The following is a 23981-nucleotide window of genomic DNA, read 5'->3' on the forward strand; positions in this document are numbered from 1 at the left end:
CCGTCGGGGGCTCACGGCTGCCCGCCTGGTACGGAAGCGGCCAGGAGGCGCCGGGCCCGGTGTAGTTCTGGGCGGCCGCGGCGTGCAGGGTCCAGTGGGGGTCGTAGAGGTGCGGGCGGGCGAGGGCGCAGAGGTCGGCGCGGCCGGCGAGGATCAGGGAGTTGACGTCGTCCCAGGAGGAGATGGCGCCGACCGCGATGACGGGGACGCCGAGCTCGTTGCGGATGCGGTCGGCGTACGGGGCCTGGTAGGAGCGGCCGTAGTCGGGGCGTTCGTCGGGGACGACCTGGCCGGTGGAGACGTCGACGGCGTCGGCGCCGTGAGCGGCGAAGGCGGCCGCGATGGCGACCGCGTCGTCGGCGGTCGTCCCGCCGTCGGCCCAGTCCGTCGCGGAGATGCGGACCGCCATGGGCCGCCGCCCGGGCCAGACGGCCCGGATCGCGTCGAAGACCTCCAGGGGGTAGCGCAGGCGCGCCTCCAGCGAGCCACCATAGGCATCGGTGCGGTGGTTCGTCAGGGGAGACAGGAAGCCGGAGAGCAGATAGCCGTGGGCGCAGTGGAGTTCGAGGAGATCGAAGCCCGCGCGGACGGCGCGCTCGGCGGCGCGGACGAACTGGTCGCGGATGGCGGCGAGCCCGGCGGTGTCGAGGGCGCGTGGGGTCTGGCTGACTCCGGGGCGGTACGGGAGGGGCGAGGGGGCGACGAGGGGCCAGTTGCCGTGCGGAAGGGGGGCGTCGATGCCCTCCCACATCAGCCGGGTGGAGCCCTTGCGGCCGCTGTGCCCGAGCTGGACGCCGACGGCCACGCCCGGCGATTGGCCGTGCGCGAAGTCTACGACGCGGCGCCAGGCGGCCTCGTGGCCGTCGGTGTAGAGGCCGGCGCAGCCGGGGGTGATCCGGCCCCCGGGGCTGACGCACACCATTTCGGTCATGACCAGGCCCGCGCCGCCCAGCGCCCGCGCGCCGAGGTGGACGAGGTGGAAGTCGCCGGGGATGCCGTCCTGGGCGGAGTACATGTCCATGGGCGACACCACCACCCGGTTGCGCAGGGTGAGACCACGCAGCCGGAAGGGGGTGAACATGGGGGGCGTACCGGACGGGACGGCCGCCTCGCGTTCGACCGCCGTGACGAACGCCGCGTCGCGCAGCCGCAGGTTGTCGTGGGTGACGCGGCGGCTGCGGGTGAGGAGGTTGAAGGCGAACTGCCGGGGCGGCTGGTCGAGATACAGCCCCAGGTTCTCGAACCACTCCAGGCTGGCCCGGGCGGCGCGCTGCGTCGACTCCACGACGGGGCGGCGCTCGGCCTCGTACGCGGCGAGGGCGTCGGGGAGGGCGGGGTGTTCCCGGAGACACGCGGCCAGCGCGAGGGCGTCCTCGACGGCGAGCTTGGTGCCGGAGCCGATGGAGAAGTGGGCGGTGTGGGCGGCGTCGCCGATCAGCACGGTATTGCCGTGGGACCAGCGCTCGTTGACGACGGTGCGGAAGGCGGTCCACTGCGAGCGGTTGGAGCGCAGGGGGCGGCCGTCGAGGGCGTCGGCGAAGAGCTTGGCGCAGCGTTCGGTGGACTCCCGCTCGGTGCAGTCGTCCAGTCCGGCCCGGCGCCACACCTCCTCGCGTGCCTCGACGATGACGGTGCTGGCGTCAGGCGCATACGGGTAGCCGTGGAGCTGGAGGACTCCGTGCTCGGTCTCGGCGGTCTCGAAGCGGAAGGCGCCCAGGGCGAAGTCGGCGGCGAGCCAGATGTAGCGGCAGCGGTGGGTGGTGACGCGGGGGCGAACGGCATCGGCGTAGGCCTGACGGGTGGCGCTGTGGACCCCGTCAGCGGCGATCACCAGGTCGTACGCGCGCGAGAGCCATGCGGCGGGCGGCGCCTGGGCATGGAAGCGGAGCCGTACGCCGAGGGCGTGGCAGCGTTGATGGAGGATCTCCAGCAGCCGGCGACGGCCGAGGGCGGCGAAGCCGTGCCCCCCGGAGGTCTCCACCCGGCCGCGGTGGACGATGTCGATGCCGTCCCAGCGGACGAACTCGTTCCGGAGGGCGGCGTGGACGGTGGGGTCGGCGTGCTCGATACCGCCGAGGGTCTCGTCGGAGAGGACGACGCCGAAGCCGAAGGTCTCATCGGGAGCGCCCCGCTCCCAGACCGTGATCTCGCGCTCGGGGTCGAGGCGGGCGAGCAGCGCCGCCGCGTAGAGGCCGCCGGGCCCGCCGCCGACGACGGCGATACGGGCCGGGCGGCCGGTGGTGCTCATCGCCCCTGCCACTGGGGCGCGCGGCGGGCGGTGAACGCGGCGTGGAACTCGGCGTAGTCCGCGCCGGTCATCAGCAGCGCCTGGGTCGCCGCGTCCATCTCGATCGCCGCGGGCAGCGGCATATCGAGCTCGGCGGTGAGCAGCGCCTTGGTCTGCGCGAGGGCGAGCGAGGGCCCTTCGGCGAGCCGTCGGGCGAGCGCCATGGCCTCGGCCCCCGCCCCGCCCTCGTCCGCCATCAGGCTGATCAGGCCGATCCGCTCGGCCTCGGGGGCGCGGACCGGTTCGCCGAGCATCAGCAGCCGGGTGGCGTGGCCGAGCCCGACGACGCGCGGCAGCAGATAGGCGGCGCCCATGTCCCCGCCGGAGAGGCCGACCTTGGTGAACAGGAACGAGAAGCGTGCGGACGGATCGGCGACCCGGAAGTCGGCGGCGAGGGCGAGAACGGCGCCCGCGCCCGCCGCCGCTCCGTGCACCGCGGCCACCACCGGGAAGGGGCACTCCCGCAGGGCGCGCACCACCTGACCGGTCATCCGGTTGAAGTCGAGCAGCTGCCGGGTGTCCATGGCGAGGGTCGCGCCGATGATGTCGTCCACGTCACCGCCGGAGCAGAAGCCGCGGCCCTCGCCGCCGAGGACGAGGGCGCGTACCGAGCCGTCGCGGGCGAGCTCGGCGAGGAGGTCGCGTAGATCGGCGTAGGCGCCGAAGGTGAGCGCGTTGAGCTTCTCGGGGCGGGCGAGGGTGACGGTCGCCACACCGTTGTCGAGGGTGAGGCGCAGATGGCGCCAGTCCTCGGTGCGGGACACGGATCCGGTGAACGGACTCATGGAGCCACGGCCTCCTTCAGCCGAACGGCTGGTGCCTGCCCCTCGAAATTATCACCGTGACGTGACTGTCGTCACGAGTGCGCGATAGAACCGGGGAGCGGGGCGAGGCGTTGTTAAGGCCGTAAGTCCCGTCAAGAGTGGTCCACGGCCCCTTCCGGCACTATCGTCCGCTCCATACCGTCAAGGGCTGCCGCATCCTTACCACGCCGACACCACGCCGAGCACTGGATCCGTACGTTGCCCCCTCCCGCCCGCGCCGCCACCTGGCGGTTCACCCTGCCGCACACGACGGCCGCCGTACCGCTGGCGCGTGCGCTGATCCGCGGCACACTCGCGGACATCGGCGCCCCCGTGGACGGCGACACGGCGGAGCTGCTCACGGCCGAGCTGGTCGCCAACGCGGTGCAGCACACGGAAGGCGACGAGCCGATTGAGCTCGTGGTGCAGCTGGTGCCGACCGGCGGCTGGCAGGTCGAGGTGCACGACCAGGACCCGACCCCGCCCGGCGGGCTCGACGCGATCGGCCGACCCAAGGGCCCCAGGAGACCCGACGGCCTGGCCGAAGGCGGGCGCGGGCTGCTGCTGATCCGAGCCCTCAGCGCGGACGCGGGCTACCGCCCGACCCCCTACGGCAAGGCCGTCTGGTTCATCCTTCCGCCCCGCTCACGCTGACGTCCGCCCCGCTCGGGCCGCCGAGCGTCGCGACCATCACCGCCTTGATCGTGTGCATCCGGTTCTCCGCCTCGTCGAAGACGACGGAGTGGTCCGACTCGAAGACCTCGTCGGTGACCTCCAGCGAGGTCAGCCCGTGCCGCTCATGGATCTCCCGGCCCACATCGGTGCCGAGGTCGTGGAAGGCCGGCAGGCAGTGCAGGAACTTCACGGCGTCGTTGCCGGTCGCGCGCAGCACGTCCATCGTCACCGCGTACGGCCCGAGCAGCGCTATCCGCTCGTCCCACACCTCCTTGGGCTCCCCCATCGACACCCACACATCGGTGGCGACGAAGTCCGCGCCCCGCACGCCCTCCTCGACGTCCTCGGTGAGGATGACGCGGGCCCCGGACACGGCGGCGAGCTGACGGGCCAGGTCCACGATCGTGCTGTCCGGCCAGAGCAGCTTGGGCGCGGCGATACGGACGTCCATGCCCAGCAGGGCGCCCGTGACGAGGTAGGAGTTGCCCATGTTGTAGCGGGCGTCGCCGAGGTAGGCATAGGCGATCCGGTCCAGTGGCTTGCCGCTGTGCTCGGTCATCGTCAGCACGTCGGCGAGCATCTGGGTGGGGTGCCACTCGTCGGTCAGACCGTTGTAGACGGGCACCCCGGCGTGGGCCGCGAGCTCCTCCACGACCCCCTGGCCATGGCCGCGGTACTCGATGGCGTCGAACATCCGGCCGAGCACCCGCGCCGTGTCCTTCACCGACTCCTTGTGACCGATCTGCGAGCCGACCGGATCGAGATAGGTCGTCGAGGCGCCCTGGTCGGCGGCGGCGACCTCGAAGGCGCAGCGGGTGCGGGTGGAGGTCTTCTCGAAGATCAGGGCGATGTTCTTGCCCTGGAGACGGCGCACCTCCGCGCCCGCGCGCTTGGCGGCCTTCAGCTCGGCGGCCAGGGCGATCAGTCGCCGGAACTCCTCGGCGCTGAAGTCCAGCTCCTTGAGGAAATGGCGGCCGGTGAGGTCAATCGCCATGGGATGGGCTCCTAGGTCACGGCGGTCACATGTGTGTCAGCGGTCAGACCATGGAAGCATATACGAAGGGCCGTATATATACGGGGGGTGCGATCGTGCCCCGAGAAGGGCATCGGGACGGCCCCGCCGGTCACCCCTCGACGGCGTCCCGCTCGACCGGGCAGCTCATGCACCGCGGCCCGCCCCGGCCCCGCCCCAGCTCACTGCCCGGGATGTCGATGACCTCGATTCCGCGCTTGCGCAGAAAGGTATTGGTCGTCACGTTCCGCTCATAGGCGACCACCACGCCCGGTTCGACCGCAAGCACGTTACAGCCGTCGTCCCACTGCTCCCGCTCCGCCTCGTGCACATCCTGCGTGGGGGTGAGCACCCGGATGGCGTCCAGGCCCAGGGCGGCGGCTATCGCGCGGTGCATATGCTCCGGCGGATGGTCGGTGACCTTGAGGTCCCGGCTGCCCGAACCCGGCTCGATGGTGTACGAGCGGAGCATCCCCAGCCCCGCGTACTGGGTGAAGGTGTCCCCGTCGACCATCGTCATCACCGTGTCCAGGTGCATGAAGGCCCGCCCCTTGGGCATGTCGAGCGCGACGATCGTACGGGCCGAACCGGCCGCGAAGAGCCGGTGGGCGATCATCTCCACCGCCTGCGGAGTCGTCCGCTCGCTCATCCCGATCAGCACGGCGCCCTTGCCGAGCACCAGCACATCCCCGCCCTCGATGGTCGAGGGATACGCCGCCTGACCCTCCGACCAGACGTGGAAGCCGCCGCCCGCGAAGAGGGGGTGGTGGCGGTAGACGGCCTCGTAGTGCACCGTCTCGTGCCAGCGGGCCGGCCAGCGCATCGCGTTGATCGACACCCCGTCGTACACCCAGGCGGAGGCATCCCGGGTGAAGAGATGATTCGGCAGCGGGTTGACCAGGAAGTCATCGGGCTCCATGGCGTGGAAACGCACCGAGACCGGCTCCGGATACCGCGCCACGTACTCGCGCTTGGTCATCCCGCCGATCAGCGCCTCGGTGAGCTCCGGGGCGGTCAGCTCGTCGAAGGCGGCGCGCAACCGGTCGGTGGCGAGCGGGCCGTACTCCTTCTCGTCGAAGACCCGGTCCAGCACCAGAGCCCGCGCCGCCGGAAGCGTCAGGCTCTCGGTGAGCAGATCCCCGAAGAGATGGACCTCGACGCCGCGGTCGCGCAGCACATCGGCGAAGCCGTCGTGCTCCTGGCGGGCCCGGCGCACCCACAGGACGTCGTCGAAGAGGAGAGCGTCCTTGTTGGACGGGGTGAGCCGCTTCAGCTCCAGATCGGGGCGGTGCACAATGACGCGGCGCAGCCGCCCGGCCTCGGAGTCGACATGGAATCCCATGAACCCATCTTCGCCGCTCGAGGCCCGCGATGAACGTCCCGCGACGCAGGTGCCACCGGGAAGTTCGGGTCTTTTTCCGGCTGCCGCGCCGTCCGGCCCCCGGCCGCCCCGCTATCCGACGGCGAGGACGACGATCAGCACCAGCGCGACCGCGATGAAACCCAGCAGGACGGAGACCCATAACTGGCCGGGCTGCAGATCGATCCGGCCGCCGTCCTCCGCGCCCCGGCGCCACCAGCGGCCCCGCGCCTCGCGGCGGGCGGCCCGGGACGCCGCCTCCTCGCGCTCCCGGCACTCCTCGGCCACCCCGGCGAACAGCGCCTTCCAGCCCTTCTCGCCGAACCCGGTGGTCTGCCGGGTCTCCACCACCCGGCGCACCACCTCGCGGCCCGCCCCCTCGCCCGCGGCCCACAGCCCGGGCAGGACGCACACCATCAGCTCGGGTACGGCGCCGCGCGCCGCGTACGGGCGCACCAGTCCCTCGTACAGCATCAGCGCGTTGCGCACCCGCAGCCGGCGGGCACCGGGGTCTTGGGCCGATCCGCCCGCGGCGCCCGGGATCCGGGGCGGGGAGTCCAGATACAACTCGGCGAGCAGCACCTTCTCGCACACCGCGTCCGCCAGCCGGGGACCGCGCTCGGGCGCGCGGCGCACCAGCTCGACGACGACGCGGGTGGCCCGCTCGGCGGGCAGCCCCTCGTCGAGCGCGCTCAGCAGCAGACCGTCGTCGGCCTCCCGCAGCGCCGCGGACAGACCGTCCCCGCCATGGCGCAGCGCCTCGCGCAGCGTGCGCGCGCCGGTCACCGAGAGGCGGCGCACCTCGTCCTCCCTGTCCTGGGTGTGCTCTGCTTCTGTGTGCTCTGCTTCCGTGTGCTCTGCTTCCGTGTGCTCTGCTTCCGTGTGCTCTGCTTCCGTGTGCTCTGCTTCCGTGTGCTCTGCTTCCGTGTGCTCTGCTTCTTCCACCATCGACGTCCCTCTCCTCACAGCGCCTCCAGCACCTCCCGTATCCGGGTTGCCGCCTCCGCGTCGAGCGGCTCGTCACCGTCCTGCGCCAGCCGGGGCAGAAAGCCGCACAACACCGTCAGCTGCCGCTCGTCACCGGCCGCCCGCCGGATCCAGCCGACCAGCGCGTCCTCGGCCGCCGCCGCCGACCGGGCCCAGGTCAGCGCGGCCCGCAACAGCTCGGCCAGCCGGGGCGCGCACCCCGGATGGGCGGCCAGCAGCGCGGTGGCCAGCGGCCAGGCGGCGTACGGCTCCAGCTCGGGCACCTCCCCCAGCCCCCACAGATGGGAGGTGCGGGTGGTCACCGCGCGCAGCACCGTCAGCACCGCCAGATCCCGGCGGGCCCGGCGGGTGTCGCGCAGCCAGTGGGTGAGGCGGGCCAGCACGGTTTGCGGCTCGGCCCCGGCCAGCAGCCGCAGCGCGCTGTACGAGGTGGTCCGGCCGCCGTCCGCGCACGCGATCCGGCCCAGCTCCTCCAGGGACGCCGCGACCGAGCCCGCCGCCAGGCCGTAGCCGTGGGCGAGCGCCGCGGTCTCGCGCTCCCGCTCGTCGTCGCCTCGCGCCCAGGCGCGCAACAGGCCGTCCACGGCGGGGCGGACGTCCGCCGCGCGGGACGCCTCGGCCAGCGCGGTGGCCGCCGCCATCCGCCGCACCGGGCTGTCGGTGCGGACCAGCGGCAGCAGCAGCTCGACGTAGCCGTAGAGGTAGTCGCGGGCGCACAGCACCCCCGTGGCAATCGCCGCGCGCACCCACACCTGGGGGCGCGGGTCGTCGCACAGCGCCCGCAGCCAACGGGCCATCGGGCCACGCAGGTTGTGATGACCGTCCCACGCCTCGTACAGCACCGCGAGCGCCAGCCGCCGGCCCCGGAACCACACCGCGCGGATGGGGACCGATGTGTCCCCCAGGTCCTCCACCCCATCGCCGCAGGTCGCGCGTGCCGTGGCCAGGGCGGCCCCGGGGCGTGCGGCGAACAGCGGGCGGCCGGGCGCGTGGTGGGGGTCCAGCGTGACGGCCAGCTCCCAGGTCAGCAGCTCGGCGGCCTCCGCCGTGAGGCTGTAGGCCGAACCGTTGAAGACGGCGAGCGCGATCCGCAGGGCGGCGGCGCGCAGGGCGGGCAGGGCCGCGGGCAGCGTGTCCGGACGGCCTGATTCCGCGAACCACTCACGGGCCTGGCGCGGGGCGAACGACCGGCAGTGCTCCAGCAGCCGTTCGTCCGACAGCCCGCCCTCGGCGTGCGCGGCGAGATGGCGGGCGAGCCGGGCGGCCTCGGCGGGCCGCGGTTCGTCCAGGCCGAGCGCCTCGGCCACCTCTGGCCGTACGGCGGTCGTGCGGGCCAGTTCGAGCAGTTCGGCCGGTCCGTCCCCGAGCAACTCGGTCAGATGGCGGTCGAGTACGTCGGCGGCGGCCGGGGGCTCGTACGCCATGGCGTGGCGCCTCTCGCACAGCAGCCGGTCGGCGGCCGGGCCGCCCGCCACGAGGACGACGCAGAACGCCTCGCGCTCGGCGACCTGGGCGCGCAGCCGGTCCAGGAGGCGGTCCGGCGGCGTCGCGGTGTCCTCGGCCGGGAGCACGGCAGGGCGTTCAGCGGGGAGTTCGAGGAGATAGCCGTGGCCGCGCTGGATCTTCTCCCCGCCCGTGGTGCCGTGGAGAATGCCGGGGCCGAGCCGGGAGACCTCGCCGCCGGTCAGGTCGGTGAGCTCGGCGAGGAGCGCGAGCCCGGTCCAGGCGCGGCCGGTGCCGTGTTCGCCGCACAGGGCGAGGAGGTGGGTGCGCCGCAGATGCTCGCGCATCCCGGAATGGCCGGGGACCCGCCGGTAGATCCCGCGCAGCCGCTCCAACTCCGCGCGGGACACGGGCCCTTCGGGCCGGGGACGCGGCACGGGCTCGGCGCAGATCCGGGCCGGGCCGACGGCGAGGTGCAGATGTGCGCGCGCCTCGCGCGCCGTGCGGGCGCCGCCCGCCTCACCCGCCCCGTCCAGCGGACTGCCCTTCGGGATGTCCAGCCGCCGAAGGCCCGGGTCCGCCGAAACACCGACGCCTGCGCCTTCCGGTCCGCTCATCGCCCGCCGTCCTTCATGCCGTGGCCTGGTGGTTCCCGTAGTGGCCGGGGATGCCCGAAGCGGGCGGCGGGGTCTCTCCCCCTGCCCGCCCCGCCGCCCTTCTCCGGTGCTCGGGCGCTGGGCCGTGTGCACCCCCGTCGCACACGGTCCCGCTCCCCGTGCCGCCTCCAGAGTCACCCGGGAGCGGTGCGACGGCTGTAGCCGTTTACACAGTCGGGAAAACTTCGAAGTGGGGGCTGCCGGGGAGGTGCGGGCGCGGTGCCCGCGCACAGGTGTACGCGCCCGGCGCCCGCGCTATTCGCAGGGGCTCGCCGGGATGCGCTCCCCCGTCGCCCGCCCCTCGGCCAGCAGCCGCAGCAGTCCGATGTCCGCGACCTCGAAGCGGCGTGAGGCGGTACGGACGACGCCTTGGGCGCGCAGCAGCCGCAACGCCTTGGCGACCGCCTCCCGGGTCGAGCCCACGGCTGCGGCGATGTCGTGCTGCGGCAGCGGCAGATCGACGGTGATGGCACCACCGGGGCCGGGGTGGCCGGTGCGCTCGGCGAGTTCTACGAGGCGGGCGGACAGCCGCTGGAGCACCTTCTCGGAGGCCAGTGAGCGCCGCTCGCCATCGGAGCTGCGCAGCCGCGAGCTGAACTGACGCATGATCAGTACGGTCGCGACCGGACGGGCGGCCAGATAGGCGCGGAACCGGTCGCCGGAGACGACCACCGCCCCCATCCGGCCGAGCGCGGTCACCGTGGCGCTGCGCGAGCCGTGGTCCACCGCGGCCTGGTCCCCCACGAGCTCACCCGCGCCGCGCAGCGCCAGTATCAACCGGACGGCACGCTCGGTCTCCACCGAGACGGTGGCCCAGCCGGAGGTGATCGCCACGACGAAGGTCGTACGGTCGTGCTCGCGCAGCACCACCTGGGAGGGCTCGTACGTCCGGGGTGTGCCGAGGGCGAGCAGCGCGCGCCGGTCGTCCGCCGGAAGCGCGTGGAGAAAGGGCCGTCCGTCCTCGAAGAGACTCATCCGCCCTCCCCGCTCTGCTCGTCGTCGTCAGGCTTTGCGGAGAACCGACGGGATTGACCAGCACGCTAGGCAGCTGGCACGGGCACGTCAATGGGGGCGCGCCGGGCCCGGGCGCCCCGGGAGTCGGGGGGCGTCGCCGGGACGAACGCCCGTGCGGAAGGCGACCCCCGCGAGCACGGCGAGCGCAGCGGCCGCCAGCGCACAGCCCCAGCCCATGCGGAGCGCCCCGAGACCGGGCCGCGCGGCACCACTCGTGAGGGCGACCAGCGCCGCGCCCCCCAGGGTCGACCCGCCGGGGCCCCGATCGCGGGCCGCCGGCCCGCCGCGGCTACAGCCGAGGGTCCACCGGCTCGGACTCCAGGGCCAGCACCGCGAACACCGCCTCGTGCACCCGCCACAGCGGCTCGCCGTCCGCCAGCCGGTCCAGCGCCTCAAGCCCCAGCGCGTACTCGCGGAGCGCGAGGGAGCGCTTGTGGCCCAGATGACGCACGCGCAGCCGGTCCAGATTCTCCGGGCGGGTGTACTCCGGTCCGTAAATGATCCGCAGATACTCCCGGCCCCGGCACTTGATGCCCGGCTGGACCAGTCGCCCGTCGCCCTTGCGGACGAACCCCTGTAGCGGTTTGACGACCATGCCCTCGCCGCCCACCGCCGTCAGATCCAGCCACCACCGCACGCCCGCGGCCACCGACGCGTCGTCCTCGGCGTCGACGACGAGACGGCGGGTGGGGGCCAGCAGCCGGTGCCCGGCGTCGGCCGGCCGCTCGGCCTCGATCATCCGGTCGATCATGGCGAGTTGCTGGTCGTGCGGGACCTCGGCAAGGCTGCGCCCCTGAACGGCCAGGATCTGGAACGGCGCCATCCGGATGCCGGCCGCCCCCTCGACCGGCCAGCAGTAGCGCCGGTACGCATCGGTGAACGCCGCCGCGTCCGAGGCACGTTCGCGCTCCTTGTCGAGCAGGACGGACACCTCGACGCCGCGCGCCGCCGCGCTTTCCAGCGCCGAGAGCACACCCGGGAAGACGGCGCGGGAAGCCGCACCCACCGCCGCGTACTGGTTGCGCAGCAGCCCCTCGGCCTTGAGCGACCACGGCATCAATTCGGCGTCCAGCAGCAGCCAGTCGGTGTCCAGCTCCTGCCACAGACCCGCGCCCTCGATGCTGTGGGCCAGCCTGCGCAGGAGGTCCTCGGTGAGCCGCGGATCGTCGAGGAAGGGCCGCCCCGTGCGCGTGTAGACCGCGCCGGACACCCCGTCGGGCGTGCCGAACCGCTTCTGCGCGACCCCCGCGTCACGGCAGACCAGCGCCACCGCCCGGGAGCCCATGTGCTTCTCCTCGCAGATCACCTGGCGTACCCCGTCCGCGCGGTAGGCGGCGAACGCCTCCGCCGGATATTCGAGATATCCGGGCTCCTTCGAGGTGGCGCAGGGCGCCATCGTGGGCGGGAGGTAGCCGAGCAGCCGGGGGCCGAGGGCGAAGCGGCTCATGACCTCCAGCGCCGCCGCCGCGTTCTCCTCCTTGACCGCGATCCGGCCCATGTGGCGGGTCTCCACGACCCGGCGGCCGCGTACGTCGGCCAGGTCGAGCGGACGGCCCTCGGCGCCGCCCGGGGCCTGGTTCGACAGCGGCTTGACCGGCTCGTACCAGACCCGCTCGGCCGGAACGTCCACCAGCTCCCGCTCCGGCCACCGCAGCGCGGTCATCCGGCCGCCGAAGACACAGCCGGTGTCCAGGCAGAGCGTGTTGTTGAGCCATGAGGCGGTGGGGGTGGGCGTGTGGCCGTAGACGACAGCGGCGCGGCCACGGTAGTCCTCGGCCCACGGATAGCGCACCGGCAGGCCGAACTCATCGGTCTCGCCGGTCGTGTCCCCGTACAGGGCGTGCGAGCGGACCCGGCCGGAGGTGCGGCCGTGGTACTTCTCGGGCAGCCCGGCGTGACACACCACCAGCGACCCGCCGTCCAGCACATAGTGGCTGACCAGCGACTCGACGAAGTCCCGCACCCGGTCGCCGAAGGCCGGGTCCTCGGTGTGCACGCGCTCCAGCTGCTCGACGGTCTCGGCCAGGCCGTGGGTGACTTGGACCTTGCGGCCCTTGAGGTAACGGCCGAGCTTGTTCTCGTGGTTGCCGGGCACGCACAGGGCCGCGCCGGAGGCGACCATGCCCATCACCAGCCGCAGCACACCCGGGCTGTCCGGACCGCGGTCGACCAGGTCGCCGACGAAGACGGCCGTACGGCCCTCGGGGTGGACGGCGTCGACCGGGCGGCCGAGCTCGTCGCGGTGCAGGGCATAACCGAGCTTGCCCAGCAGGGTCTCCAGCTCGGAGCGGCAGCCGTGGATGTCGCCGATGATGTCGAACGGGCCGGTGAGGTGGCGCAGATCGTTGTAACGGCGCTCGGTGACGATCTGCGCGGCGTCCACCTCCTCGGCGCCGCGCAGCACATGCACCTTACGAAACCCCTCGCGTTCCAGGGACTTCAGGGAGCGGCGCAGCTCACGGCGCTGGCGCGGGATGACATGGGCGGGCATACCGACGCGGTCGGGGCTCTCGGCGTTACGGCGTGCGCACTCGCCCTCGGGGATGTCGAGGACGATCGCGACCGGGAGGACGTCGTGCTCGCGGGCCAGCTTGATCAGGCTGCGGCGCGCCTCGGACTGGACGTTGGTCGCGTCGATGACGGTCAGCCGCCCGGCGGCCAGCCGCTTGCCCGCGATGTAGTGGAGGACGTCGAACGCGTCGGGCGTGGCGCTCTGGTCGTTCTCGTCGTCGGAGACCAGACCGCGGCAGACGTCGGAGGAGACGATCTGCGTGGGCAGGAAGTGGCGCCGGGCGAAGGTGGACTTGCCGGAGCCGGTGGTGCCGATGAGGACCACGAGGGAGAGGTCGGGCACGCCGAGGCTGCGCTTGTCGATGGTGTCGATGCTCATGCGGCGGCCTCCTTCGTCGTCGTGGCGGTGGTCAGCACGGTGTTGCCGGTGCGGTCATCTGTGGTGTCGGTGCCGTTGTCGGGACCGATGCGGAAGAGCGCGAGCTGGGTGGGCGGCCCGACCTCGGGGTCCTCGGGGCCGACGGGGCGGAACTCCACCGCATAGCCGTGCCGCTCGGCAATCTCCCGCGCCCAGCCTCGAAACTCCTCCCGCGTCCACTCGAAGCGGTGGTCGGGGTGGCGCGAGTGCCCGGCGGGCAGGGTCTCCCAGCGCACGTTGTACTCCGCGTTGGGCGTGGTCACCACGACGGTCCGGGGCCGTGCGGCACCGAACACCGCATACTCCAGCGCGGGCAGCCGCGGCGGATCCACATGCTCGATCACCTCGCTGAGCACCGCCGCGTCATACCCGGTCAGCCGGGTGTCGGTGTACGCGAGCGAGCCCTGGATCAGCTTCAGCCGCGCCGACTGCCGCTCGGGCATCCGCTCCAGCCGCAGCCGCCGCGCCGCCTCGTTCAGCGCGCGCATCGACACATCGACACCGACGATCTCGGTGAACCTCGTCTCCTTGAGGAGCGCCGCGATCAACTGACCCTGCCCGCAACCGAGATCGAGCACCCTGGCTGCCTCGGCCCCGCGCAGGGCGTCGAGTATCGCCTCGCGTCGCCGCACGGCCAGCGGCACCGGTTTCTCCCCGCCGTCCTCGCCTTCTGTGCCCGCTGTCCCCGCTTCCTCCTCCATGCCCTCGGCCGTCGGCTCGGCGACGGCGTTGTCGATATCCTCCACCTCGGTGTCGTCCGCCTCCGCGAGCCGCGCCAGCTCCAGACGCTCCATGGCGCTGCGCGTCAGCGACCAGCGGCGGGCCAGATAGCGGTTGGTGATCAGCCGCTGCTCGGGGTGGTGCTCCAGCCAGCCCTCGCCGGAGCGCAACAGCTTGTCCACCTCGTCGGCGGCGACCCAGTAGTGCTTGGCGTCGTCGAGCACCGGCAGCAGCACATACAGATGACGCAGCGCGTCGGCCAGCCGCAGCTCGCCGTCCAGCACCAGCCGGACATACCGCGAGTCGCCCCACTCCGGAAACTCCTCGTCCAGCGCGACCGGCTCGGCCGTCACGGTCCAGCCCAGCGGTCCGAAGAGCCGCTGGACCAACTCGGCACCGCCGCGGGCGGGCAGCGCGGGCACCTCGATCCGCAGCGGCAGGGGCCGCTCCGGCAGCTCGGGCCGCGCCTTGCACTGCCCCCGGAGCGCGCTGGAGAAGACGGCGCTCAGCGCGACGGCCAGCAGGGAGGAGGCGGCATAGGGACGGTCGTTGACATACTGCGCGAGCGCGGAGTCGGGCGCACCGCCCCGGCCCTTGCCACGGCCCCGCCGCACCAGCGCCACGGGATCCACTTCCAGCAGCAGCGCCGCGGTGCAGCGCTGCTCGGTCGCCTCGGGATAGAGGACATGCGCGGTGCCGTGGGAGGTCGAGAACCGCTGCGCCTTGTCGGGGTGCTTGTGCAGCAGAAACCCGAGGTCGGTCGCGGGGCGGTCGGCGGTGCCGGTGGTGGTTATCGTCAAGAACACCCGTCCGAGTATCGCCGGGTGGTGGCCGGTCACCTAATGATTTGTCACCACCGCCGCCAGCTCGGCGATCCGGTCCGGCCCCACACGGCAGCAGCCGCCGATGAGCCGCGCCCCCGCGTCCTGCCATGCCTTCACCCGCGCCGGGTCGAAGGTCGCCCGTCCGCGCCAGCTGCGCGCCTTCGCATCCCACGCCTCCCCACTGTTGGGATAGACCACCACCGGCTTTCCGGCGGTGTCGGCCGCGATCTCCACGGCCCGGTCGGCGTCGCCCGGCTCACAGCAGTTGACCCCGACGGCGATCACCTGGTCGTTCCCCGCCGCGAGAGAGAAGGCATCCCTGAGGGGCTGCCCCGCCCGGGTGGCCTCCCCCGCGATGCTGTACGACAGCCATACGGGCAGCCCACACCCCTCGACGGCCCGCAGCATCGCCGCCGCCTCATCGGCATCCGGTACCGTCTCCAGCGCCAGCACATCGGGCGCCGCCTCGACCAGCGCCTCGATTCTCGGCCGGTGGAACCGCTCCAGCTCGGCCCCGCTCAGCCCGTACCGCCCGCGGTATTCGCTGCCGTCCGCCAGCATCGCCCCATAGGGGCCGACGGAGGCCGCCACCCATATCGGCGCCGTGGCCCGGCCGCCCGCCTCCGACGCCTCGGCGGCCGTGCGGGCGAGCTCGACGCTGCGCCGCAGCATCGCCGCCGCCTCGGCGCGCCCCACGCCCCGGCGGGCGAAACCCTCATAGGTCGCCTGATAGCTGCTGGTGATGAGCACCCGTGCGCCCGCCCGCGCATAGGCGGTGTGCGCCGCCTCGATCTGCCCGGGGTCATCGGCGAGCAGCCGGGCCGACCACAGCTCGTCGGACAGATCGCAGCCCTGTGCCTCCAGCTGGTTGGAGAGCCCGCCGTCGAGGACGAGCGCTCCGCCCTCCAGCGCGGCGGCGAGTGACGGGCGGGGGACGGACATCACGGGGGCTCCTGGTGGTCGGCTCGACGCGTCAGCCCAGCTGGGACATGACCTGCGAGGAGATCAGCTCAAGGTGGTCGAGGTCGTCGAGGTCCAGGATCTGGAAGTAGAGCCGGGAGGCGCCGGCCTCCGCATAGCGGCCGATCTTCTCGACGACCTCGGCCGGGGAACCCGCCAGGCCGTTCTCCTTCAGCTCCTCGACCTCCCGGCCGATCGCCTGGGCCCGCCGGGCCACCTCGGCGTCGTCCTTGCCCACACAGGCGACCAGGGCGTTGGAGTACACCAGGTCCTCGCCCTTGCGGCCGGCGGCCTCGGCCGCCGCCCGGACCCGGCCGAACTGGCGCTCGCTGTCCTCGACCGAGGCGAACGGCATATTGAACTCGTCCGCGTACTGCGCGGCCAGCCGCGGGGTCCGGGTCGCCCCGTGACCACCGATCAGCACCGGCACCTTGGCCTGCGCGGGCTTGGGCAGCGCCGGCGAGTCGGTCAGCCGGTAGTGGGCACCGTCATGGCTGAAGGTCTCGCCGACCGGCGTCCCCCACAGACCGGTGACGATGGCCAGCTGCTCCTCCAGCCGTCCGAACTTCTCCTTCGGGAAGGGGATCCCATAGGCCCGGTGCTCCTCCTCGAACCAGCCCGCGCCCAGGCCCAGCTCGACCCGCCCGCCGGACATCTGGTCGACCTGCGCGACCTGGATCGCGAGCACGCCGGGCAGCCTGAAGGTGGCGGCGGTCATCAAGGTGCCCAGCCGGATCCGCCGGGTCTCGCGGGCCAGCCCGGCGAGGGTGATCCAGGCGTCGGTCGGGCCCGGAAGCCCGTCGACGCTCCCCATGTGAAGGTAATGATCCGACCGGAAGAAGGCGTCGAAGCCAAGATCCTCTGTCGCCTTGGCCACGGTGAGCAGAGTGTCGTAGCTCGCCCCCTGCTGGGGCTCGGTGAAAATGCGCAGCTCCATGGCCTCCATCCTGCCTGCTCATGCCGCACCACCCCACTCCCCACCCCACTCCAGCCCGGTGAGATGCCTGAGCATCCCCTGGACCCGGTCCCTGGCCTCGTCGGCCGCGTCGATCGCTTCCACGCACTGCCAGTACAGCGCCTCCTCCTCCGTGCTGGAGGCGACGCCGACCAGAGCGAACCCCGCCTCCGCGAGCAGATCCCCCAGCGCCAGCAGCACCCCTCTCGGATCCCGCAGCTCCGACAGCTGCGCCGCCCGTAAGCCGTCGCCCCCGCGGTGCAGCGTGGGATGGTGCAGCACGGGGTGGAACAGGGCGCCGCGTGCCCTTCCCCCCGCCTCGCACAGGCCGCGCGCCTCCGCTCGCGCGGCCGCCGGGCCGCTCACCACGAAATATCCGCCGATCGCCTCCGCCAGTGCCTGGACCTGCCAGGCCTCGGCCACGATGTCGTGCACGCTTCCGGCCTTTGCCAGGGCGTGCCGGGTGACACCGATCAGCCGCATCGCGTCCATGCCCCGTACCCCTCTCAACGGACTTTCCGCACCCGTCACTCCTCCACTACCCAGAGTGATGACTAACAGGCAGAAAAGCTAGGGGAATTCAGGAATCTGTTGACAACAGTTGCGCTGTGGATAACGTCATCACTACGGAGAGTGACACAAAGGGCCTTAAGGCGCCGTCTCCGGGAAGCGACCCTCGTTGCGGTCGATCTTCGCGGAGAGCGCGGCGAGCGCATCGATCCCCAGAACTTCACAGAACTGCAGCAGATACGCGAGCACATCGGCGACCTCGTCCTCGACCCCCGCCGCCGTCCCGGCGTCCTCCATCACCCGCGCCGACTCCTCCGGCGTCAGCCACTGGAAGATCTCCATCAGCTCCGACGCCTCGACGCTCAGCGCCGCCGCGAGGTTCTTGGGGGTGTGGTACCGCTGCCAGTCGCGCGCCGCCGCGAACGCGGCCAGCCGGCGCTGCAGCCCCGCCACATCGAGGCCGTCGGATCGTCGCTCGCACTCATGGGGCTCGGTCACGCCCCCAGGTTTACCACCGTGACGGGGGCGTCCCCGAGCGCCCCCGTCACGTCCCCCACCGTCCCGACGAGCCGGATGTGCCCCCGTGCGCACATCCGGGCCGCCACCCCCAGGAGTTCCCGCGCCTGCCGCCGGTCCATGCACCGGTCGAACCCGTCGGCCAGCACCGTCAGCACCTGCCGCGCCGGCAGCACATCAGCCACCGGGTCCACCGCCAGCACCCCCGGTCCGGTGAGCAGCACCAGCGCCAGCGCGATGTAGCGCAACTCGCCGTCCCCCAGCCGCTCCACGGGCATCGGCCCGAGCTCCCCCTGCTCCAGCAGGGCGCGCACCACCCCGTCCGCGCGCCCCTCCGTCACCAGGCCCTCGACCGGCCCCGCGCATCCCGCCCGGACCGCCGCGACCAGCGCCGCGTGACGGGTGCCGCACTCCCGGCTGGTGCGCCGCAGCACTGCCGCCAGGTTCTCGCAGCCGCCGCGCAGCCGGCCGTCCCGCGGCGCCGCCGGCACCCGCATGCGGTCCGGCCGCGGGTCGCAGGGGAATACCGAGCGCAGTGCGATGACGACCTGCTCGGCGGCGGCCAGCGCGAGCCGCTGCCCCTCGGTCGTGCCCGCCACCCGCAGCGGCAGCAGCGAGGTGGCCAGCCGGTCGTCGGGCAGCGGGGCGCGGGTGACCGCGACCGCCCCCGCCGTATGCCAGGCGGCCTGCACGCAGCGCCGACCCGGGTCGCGCAGCGCCGTCTCCAGCAGGGTCTCCCCCGCACCCGTCATCCGCTCGCCCACGATCCGCAGCTCGGGCTCCGCCTGGACGGCCACGTCAAGCCGTACCGGCCCTACCGGGCCGTCCACGGTGCAACCGATGCGGAAGCCGCGCCGCCCCTGCCGGTCCGGCCGGGCCCAGCGCGGGATGTACGCGGCAGGCTCGCGGAACACCTCCGCGAGCCGGGCGCCGCCCGCGAGTCGCGCGAGCGCCGCGTACGCCTCCAGCACACCGGACTTGCCGCTGCCGCTCGGCCCCGAGATCAGGGTCAGCGGCCCCAGCGGGAAGGCGGCACGGCGGTGGGTCTTGAAGGCCGACAGCCTCAACTCGGAGACCACGGGCCGAAGTTCGGTCCTGGCGGGCAGGAGCCCGGATGCGCTCATGCCTGGAACATATCTGTGAGACATAGCGCCGAACCGTTACGCCTTCCGTATCTTCCTACCATCGGGGGATAGCCGCGGTGGCCGATGATGACTGTGAGCAAGGAGGTGCCCTCGGGAAATTGAGTGGCCCGTGCGACCGCAGGTACGAAAGGCTCGCCCCACGAATGCCGGAACGACGGGCTGAGCAAAGCCGATCGGGAAGCGGGGAGCGCATGGGCGGGACGGACACGGCGCAGGACATACTGGCGCCGGGCGGCGAGGTCACGGTCAGGCTTGTCAAGCACCCCCGCCCCGACGTCCGCTACCCCGCGACCGTCGTCGCCGACGACGGGACCCGCGTCACCGTGCGCGCGCCCTGGGCCGGAGCGGCGGTCCGCGACTTCGGGTTCGTCCGCTTCGAGCACGGTGACGTCTTCACCGAGCACTTCTGGCGCGACCGCTGGTACGCGGTCAAGGAGGTTCGTACGGCCTCCGGTGCGCTCAAGGGCTGGTACTGCGATGTGACCCGGCCCGTCGTCGTGGCAGCGGGCATGCTCACCGTCACGGACCTGGACCTCGACCTGTGGCTCTCGGCCGACCGGGAGACGGTGCTGCGCCTCGACGAGGACGAGTTCCTGGAGAGCGGCCTCGCCGACCGCGACCCCGCCGCCGCCGACCGGGCCCGCCGCGCCCTCGACGAGCTCGAACGGCTCGCCCGCGGCGGCGGCTTCGACGCCCTCCTCGCCTCCGGCGGGACCACGGGCGGCCATGGCTGACAACACCTTCTGGATCGCCGCCCTCACCGGCGGCACCGCGGTCCTGGCCGGCTGGGTCACCAGCCGCGGCAACACCCGCGCCGCCCTCATACAGGCGGACACCGCCGCGCGCACCCAGCGCACGGAGCGGCTGCGCGAGAGAAGGCGCATGGCGTACCTGGACCTGATCGAACAGGCCCACTCCATCGCCGAGTTGTATTGGGAAGTCGACGCCGGCCAGCGCACCGGCGATGCCCGGCGCCGCCCCGCCGCCCTGGACGAGCTGGCCGAACGCGAACGCGACGAGTACGGCAAGGTCCGCCGCTGCGTGCGCGTCGTCGAGTTGGAGGGACCACCCGCCGCGGCCGACGCGGCGAACGCCCTGCAGAGGTCGACCGGACCCTTCCACCGGGCCCTCGGCGCGATGCGCGCCGACGAGCCGGAGGCGTGGCAACGTTTCCACGACGCCTACAGCCCGTTCTGGGCCGCCCTGACGGACTTCGTGGACGCCGCGCGGGAAGCGCTCCACGAGGCGTAGGTGCCGATCTCCGTGCCGCGCCGACGGCGCCTGGCGGCACCGGGCGCCGCAAGGGACCCGAGCGTGACTCCTTGACAGCCCATCAGCCGCCTCGGAAGGCTGACGGGGATGGCCTCCCATGAAGCCTATGAAGGGTTGACCGAGCACACCGCACGGCGGGCCATGCTTGCCGCGTGCGGCTCCGCCGGACTTCCTTCTCGCCCGGACACGGAGCTCCTACGGGAGTCTCTGCGAGAGGGTGACCGTGAACGGCGCTGGCACACGCTCTGACAGCGTGGGCCGGCCGCTCTGCCTTGGAGGGCCTCAGCTTCCCTCGCGGGCCGGTTCGAGGATGGCAACGCACTCCACGTGATGCGTCACCGGGAAGAGGTCGAAGGCGCGCAGCCGTCGCGGGGAGTAGCCCGCCTCCCGGAAGTACGCCAGGTCGCGGGCGAGCGCCGCCGGGTCGCAGGCGACGTAGGCGATGCGGCGGGCGCCGAGGGAGGCGAGGCGGGTGACCATCTCCTTGCCGGCGCCCGCGCGGGGCGGGTCGAGGACGATGAGGTCGGCCTCGGTGATGCCGGTGCGGGGCAGCACCTGCTCGACCTTGCCGTGTTCGATCCGGACGCGGTCGAGGTCCTGGAGGTTGTGCCGGGCGTCCTCGACGGCGCGCTTGGAGGACTCGATGCCCAGCACCGCGCCGCGCTCGCCGACCCGCTCGCCGAGGGCGCCCGCGAAGAGTCCGACGCCGCAGTACAGATCGAGGGCGGTCTCGCCCTTGCGGGGCATCAGGCCCTGCATGACGGCTTCGACGAGCAGATCCGCCGCCTTGTGGTGGACCTGCCAGAAGCCGCCCTCGCCGACCCGCCAGGTGCGGCCCGCGGCGCGCTCGCGGACGAAGGGGCGGCCGTGGACGCGGTGCACGGTGCGGGTGCGCTCCCGGCCGCGCGATTCGCCGATCCGCAGGACGGAGACCGGCCGGTCCAGCTCCACGATGGGCAGCCGGCCACCGGGCCGCGGGGTGAGGACGACCTGCCGGTCCGAGGAGCCGGTGGCGGCGATGGCCTCGACCGTGGCGATCTGCGGCCATTCGCGCTTCTCGATGCCGAGTTCGGTGACGCCGGGGGCGGCGATCAGGCAGTGGTCGACCGGTTCGACCTCGTGCGAGCGGTGGCGGCGCAGTCCCGGCCGCCCCTGCTCGTCCACCGCGTACTGCACCCGGGTGCGCCAGGCCGGGACCTCGCCCCGGGAGACCTTGTCGCCGGGTGCGGGCTCGACGGTGCCGTCCCAGCCCGCCGCCTCGGGGGTGAGTCCGGCGAGGCGGCTGAGCTGCTCGGTGATCACATCGGCCTTGAGCCTGCGCTGTGCGCCCGGGGCGGCGTGCTGCCAGTCACAGCCGCCGCATTTGCCCGGCCCGGCGAACGGGCACGGGGCCTCGACCCGGTCCTTGGACGCCTCCAGCACCCGCACGGCGTCGGCGCGCAGGAAGCGCGCGCCCTCCTCGCCCTCGGTCACCTTGGCGACGACCCGCTCCCCGGGCAGCGCGTGCCGTACGAACAGCACCTGGCCCTCGGCGGTACGGGCGATGCAGTGGCCGCCGTGCGCCACCGGGCCGACCTCGACCTCGTACTCCTCGCCGACCAGCGACGCCTTGGATTCATTGTGCATGGCGGGCTCGGCTCCAGAAGGGGTGAGGGGGCGGTGGGGCTGCGGCCCAGCGGGACGACAGCCCCGTGGACAACAGCCCACCAGTCTACGTGGCCCGCCCCTCACTCCGTCCCGGACGGGTTCCGGGGCCCTACCGGCCCGGAACCCGCGAGCGGCCTACCGGCCCGGAACCTGCGACTTCACGCCCGGCTTCTCGCGCTTCGCCGGGGCCACCGGGCCGCGCCGCACCGAGCCCGGCGCGTTCCACTCGGCCCGCTTGCGCGCCCGCTTCCGGGCCAGCTCCGAGGAGTCCAGCTGCCAGGGCACGGACGTGACCATCACGCCCGGGGTGAACAGCAGCCGGCCCTTGAGCCGCAGCGCGCTCTGGTTGTGCAGCAGCTGCTCGTACCAGTGGCCGACCACATACTCGGGGATGTAGACGGAGACCACATCGCGCGGGCTGTCCCGGCGCAGCCCCTTGACGTAGTCGATGACCGGCCGGGTGATCTCGCGGTAGGGCGAGTCGAGGATCTTCAGGGGGACGTCGATGCCGCGCTCGGTCCACTCCTCCCGCAGCGCCTTGGTCTCGGCGGGGTCGACGCTGATGCTCAGCGCCTCCAGCCGGTGGGACCGCATCAACTTGGCGTAGGCCAGGGCCCGCAGCGTGGGTTTGTGGATTTTGGAGACCAGGACGATGGAGTGCACCCGGGAGGGGCGCACCTCCTCCTCGTCGGGCTCCTCGGTGGCCGCCGCCAGCTCCTCGGAGACGCCGTCGTAGTGGCGCCGGATGGCCGTCATGGTGGCGTAGAAGATGACCATGCCGAGCAGGGCCACCCAGGCACCGTGGGTGAACTTGGTGAGCAGTACCACGACCAGCACCAGACCGGTGAAGAAGGCACCGAAGGCGTTGATGGCGCGGGAGCGGACCATGCGGCGGCGCACGGCCGGGTCGCGCTCGGTGGCCAGATGGCGGTTCCAGTGCCGCACCATGCCGGTCTGGCTGAGGGTGAAGGAGACGAAGACGCCGACGATGTAGAGCTGGATCAGCCGGGTCGAGTCCGCGCCGTAGAGGTAGACGAGGACGGCGGCGGCCGAGGCGAGCAGCACGATGCCGTTGGAGAAGGCGAGGCGGTCGCCGCGGGTGTGCAGCTGCCGGGGCAGATAGCGGTCCTGGGCGAGGATCGAGCCGAGCAGCGGGAAGCCGTTGTACGCGGTGTTGGCGGCCAGGAAGAGGACCAGCGCGGTGGCCGCGGCGAGCACCACGAACATGAACGAGCCGTCGCCGAAGACCGCGGCCGCGACCTGTGAGATCACCGGGTTCTGGGTGTAGTCGGAGCCGACCGCGACACCCTTGTCCAGCAGATCCTTCGCCGGGTTCTCGGCCATCTTCACGTCGGTGGTGAGGGCGAGCGCGATGATGCCGCAGAACATGGCGACGGCGAGGCCGCCCATCAGCGCCAGCGTGCTGGCGGCGTTCCGGCTCTTGGGCTTGCGGAAGGCGGGCACGCCGTTGCTGATCGCCTCGACGCCGGTCAGCGCGGCGCAGCCGTCGGAGAAGGCGCGCAGCAGCAGGAAGACAAGGGCGAAACCGGCCAGCCCGGTGTGCTCGGCGTGAACCTCGTAGCCGGCGGTGGGGGCCTTCATGTCGTCGCCCAGGACGAGCCCGCGGTAGGCGCCCCACAGGATCATCAGGAAGACGCCGGTGACGAAGACGTAGGTGGGGATCGCGAAGAGCTTGCCGGACTCCCGTACGCCCCGCAGGTTCATCAGGGTCAGCAGCAGAATGATGCCGACCGCGCACAGTGTCTTGTGCTGGACGAAGAAGGGGATGGCCGAACCGAGGTTCTCCACACCGGAGGAGATGGACACGGCGACCGTCAGGACGTAGTCCACCAGCAGCGCGCTGGCGACGGTGAGGCCCGCCTTGGCGCCGAGGTTGGTGGTGGCGACCTCGTAGTCACCGCCTCCGCTGGGATAGGCGTGCACGTTCTGGCGGTACGAGGCGACCACCGTGAACATCAGCACGATGATCGCGACAGTGATCCATGGGCTGTAGTGGTAGGCCGACGCACCCGCCACGGACAGAACGATCATCACCTGCCCCGGCGCGTACGCGACGGAGGACAGCGGGTCGGATGCGAAGACGGGGAGCGCGATGCGCTTCGGCAGGAGGGTCTCCCCCAGCTTGTCGCTGCGCAGCGCCCGCCCGATGAGGATCCGTTTCGGGAGGTCGGTCAGTTTGGACACGCAGAGGATCGTAAGCGGTAGGCCCCGCCCCCGCCCAGCCGCCTACCCCAAGGTACGGCGG

The 23981-nt window shown here is 72.6% G+C and carries 19 protein-coding genes; 3 read left to right on the forward strand and 16 right to left on the reverse strand.

Annotation, left to right across the window (positions count from 1 at the left end; all coding sequences use genetic code 11):
• A partial coding sequence (locus ABZU99_RS25380; RefSeq protein ID WP_356048790.1) for a bifunctional salicylyl-CoA 5-hydroxylase/oxidoreductase occupies positions 1-2248 on the reverse strand: 2248 nt, incomplete at its 3' end.
• Positions 2245-3072: an enoyl-CoA hydratase family protein gene (locus ABZU99_RS25385; RefSeq protein ID WP_355949025.1), complete on the reverse strand. Its 828-nt coding sequence runs from the start codon at positions 3070-3072 to the stop codon at positions 2245-2247. The genes ABZU99_RS25380 and ABZU99_RS25385, both read right to left, overlap by 4 nt.
• A 237-nt stretch (positions 3073-3309) precedes the next feature.
• Between ABZU99_RS25385 and ABZU99_RS25390 the strand changes: the two genes are divergently transcribed.
• A complete protein-coding gene (locus tag ABZU99_RS25390; RefSeq protein WP_355949028.1) occupies positions 3310-3744 on the forward strand; it encodes an ATP-binding protein in 435 nt (144 codons plus the stop codon).
• Here ABZU99_RS25390 and argF read toward each other — a convergent pair.
• The 12 genes from argF to ABZU99_RS25450 form a co-directional block, all read right to left on the reverse strand.
• The gene (argF, locus tag ABZU99_RS25395; protein WP_355949031.1) at positions 3719-4759 is read right to left on the reverse strand and encodes an ornithine carbamoyltransferase; all 1041 of its coding nucleotides are present in this window, start codon (positions 4757-4759) and stop codon (positions 3719-3721) included. The two genes, ABZU99_RS25390 and argF, sit on opposite strands and share 26 nt — an antisense overlap.
• A 130-nt stretch (positions 4760-4889) precedes the next feature.
• Positions 4890-6119: an arginine deiminase gene (locus ABZU99_RS25400; protein WP_355949034.1), complete on the reverse strand. Its 1230-nt coding sequence runs from the start codon at positions 6117-6119 to the stop codon at positions 4890-4892.
• A 111-nt stretch (positions 6120-6230) separates the two neighbouring features.
• Positions 6231-7085, reverse strand: a complete 855-nt coding sequence (locus tag ABZU99_RS25405; protein WP_356228006.1) for a hypothetical protein — start codon at positions 7083-7085, stop codon at positions 6231-6233.
• Between the two features lie 14 nt (positions 7086-7099).
• Positions 7100-9184, reverse strand: coding sequence for a hypothetical protein (locus tag ABZU99_RS25410; RefSeq protein ID WP_356048795.1), 2085 nt, complete (start codon positions 9182-9184; stop codon positions 7100-7102).
• A 294-nt stretch (positions 9185-9478) separates the two neighbouring features.
• Entirely contained in the window at positions 9479-10198 is a 720-nt protein-coding gene (locus ABZU99_RS25415; RefSeq protein WP_355949042.1) for a Crp/Fnr family transcriptional regulator, read from the reverse strand.
• A gap of 328 nt (positions 10199-10526) precedes the next feature.
• Positions 10527-13127, reverse strand: coding sequence for a polynucleotide kinase-phosphatase (locus ABZU99_RS25420; RefSeq protein ID WP_356048797.1), 2601 nt, complete (start codon positions 13125-13127; stop codon positions 10527-10529).
• Positions 13124-14692, reverse strand: a complete 1569-nt coding sequence (locus ABZU99_RS25425; protein ID WP_356048799.1) for a 3' terminal RNA ribose 2'-O-methyltransferase Hen1 — start codon at positions 14690-14692, stop codon at positions 13124-13126. The genes ABZU99_RS25420 and ABZU99_RS25425 overlap by 4 nt, the downstream gene beginning before the upstream one ends.
• Before the next feature lie 33 nt (positions 14693-14725).
• Entirely contained in the window at positions 14726-15652 is a 927-nt protein-coding gene (gene mmuM, locus ABZU99_RS25430) for a homocysteine S-methyltransferase (protein WP_355949051.1), read from the reverse strand.
• Positions 15653-15683: 31 nt separating this feature from the next.
• Positions 15684-16607, reverse strand: a complete 924-nt coding sequence (locus ABZU99_RS25435; protein WP_355949054.1) for an LLM class F420-dependent oxidoreductase — start codon at positions 16605-16607, stop codon at positions 15684-15686.
• Positions 16608-16625: 18 nt separating this feature from the next.
• On the reverse strand, positions 16626-17117 hold the full coding sequence (locus ABZU99_RS25440; RefSeq protein WP_355949056.1) for a DUF6099 family protein: 492 nt from the start codon (positions 17115-17117) through the stop codon (positions 16626-16628).
• A 156-nt stretch (positions 17118-17273) separates the two neighbouring features.
• Complete coding sequence (locus tag ABZU99_RS25445) at positions 17274-17633, reverse strand: nucleotide pyrophosphohydrolase (RefSeq protein ID WP_356048802.1); 360 nt, start codon at positions 17631-17633, stop codon at positions 17274-17276.
• Positions 17630-18775 (reverse strand): ATP-binding protein, encoded by a 1146-nt coding sequence (locus ABZU99_RS25450; RefSeq protein WP_355949060.1) that lies wholly within the window; start codon positions 18773-18775, stop codon positions 17630-17632. Before ABZU99_RS25450 ends, ABZU99_RS25445 begins: the two co-directional genes overlap by 4 nt.
• Positions 18776-18987: 212 nt before the next feature.
• Here ABZU99_RS25450 and ABZU99_RS25455 point away from each other — a divergent pair, with 212 nt between their 5' ends.
• Positions 18988-19530, forward strand: coding sequence for a DUF402 domain-containing protein (locus tag ABZU99_RS25455; RefSeq protein ID WP_356048804.1), 543 nt, complete (start codon positions 18988-18990; stop codon positions 19528-19530).
• Entirely contained in the window at positions 19523-20047 is a 525-nt protein-coding gene (locus ABZU99_RS25460; RefSeq protein WP_355949064.1) for a hypothetical protein, read from the forward strand. Before ABZU99_RS25455 ends, ABZU99_RS25460 begins: the two co-directional genes overlap by 8 nt.
• A gap of 303 nt (positions 20048-20350) precedes the next feature.
• On the opposite strand, the gene ABZU99_RS25465 is transcribed toward ABZU99_RS25460, so the two are convergent.
• Together ABZU99_RS25465 and ABZU99_RS25470 are read right to left on the reverse strand one after the other, a co-directional pair.
• Positions 20351-21694, reverse strand: coding sequence for a TRAM domain-containing protein (locus ABZU99_RS25465; protein WP_356048806.1), 1344 nt, complete (start codon positions 21692-21694; stop codon positions 20351-20353).
• A gap of 156 nt (positions 21695-21850) precedes the next feature.
• Positions 21851-23920: an APC family permease gene (locus ABZU99_RS25470; protein ID WP_355949069.1), complete on the reverse strand. Its 2070-nt coding sequence runs from the start codon at positions 23918-23920 to the stop codon at positions 21851-21853.
• Between the last annotated feature and the right edge of the window lie 61 nt (positions 23921-23981).

Source organism: Streptomyces sp. NPDC005266 (genome assembly GCF_040607655.1).
Classification (GTDB): domain Bacteria; phylum Actinomycetota; class Actinomycetes; order Streptomycetales; family Streptomycetaceae; genus Streptomyces.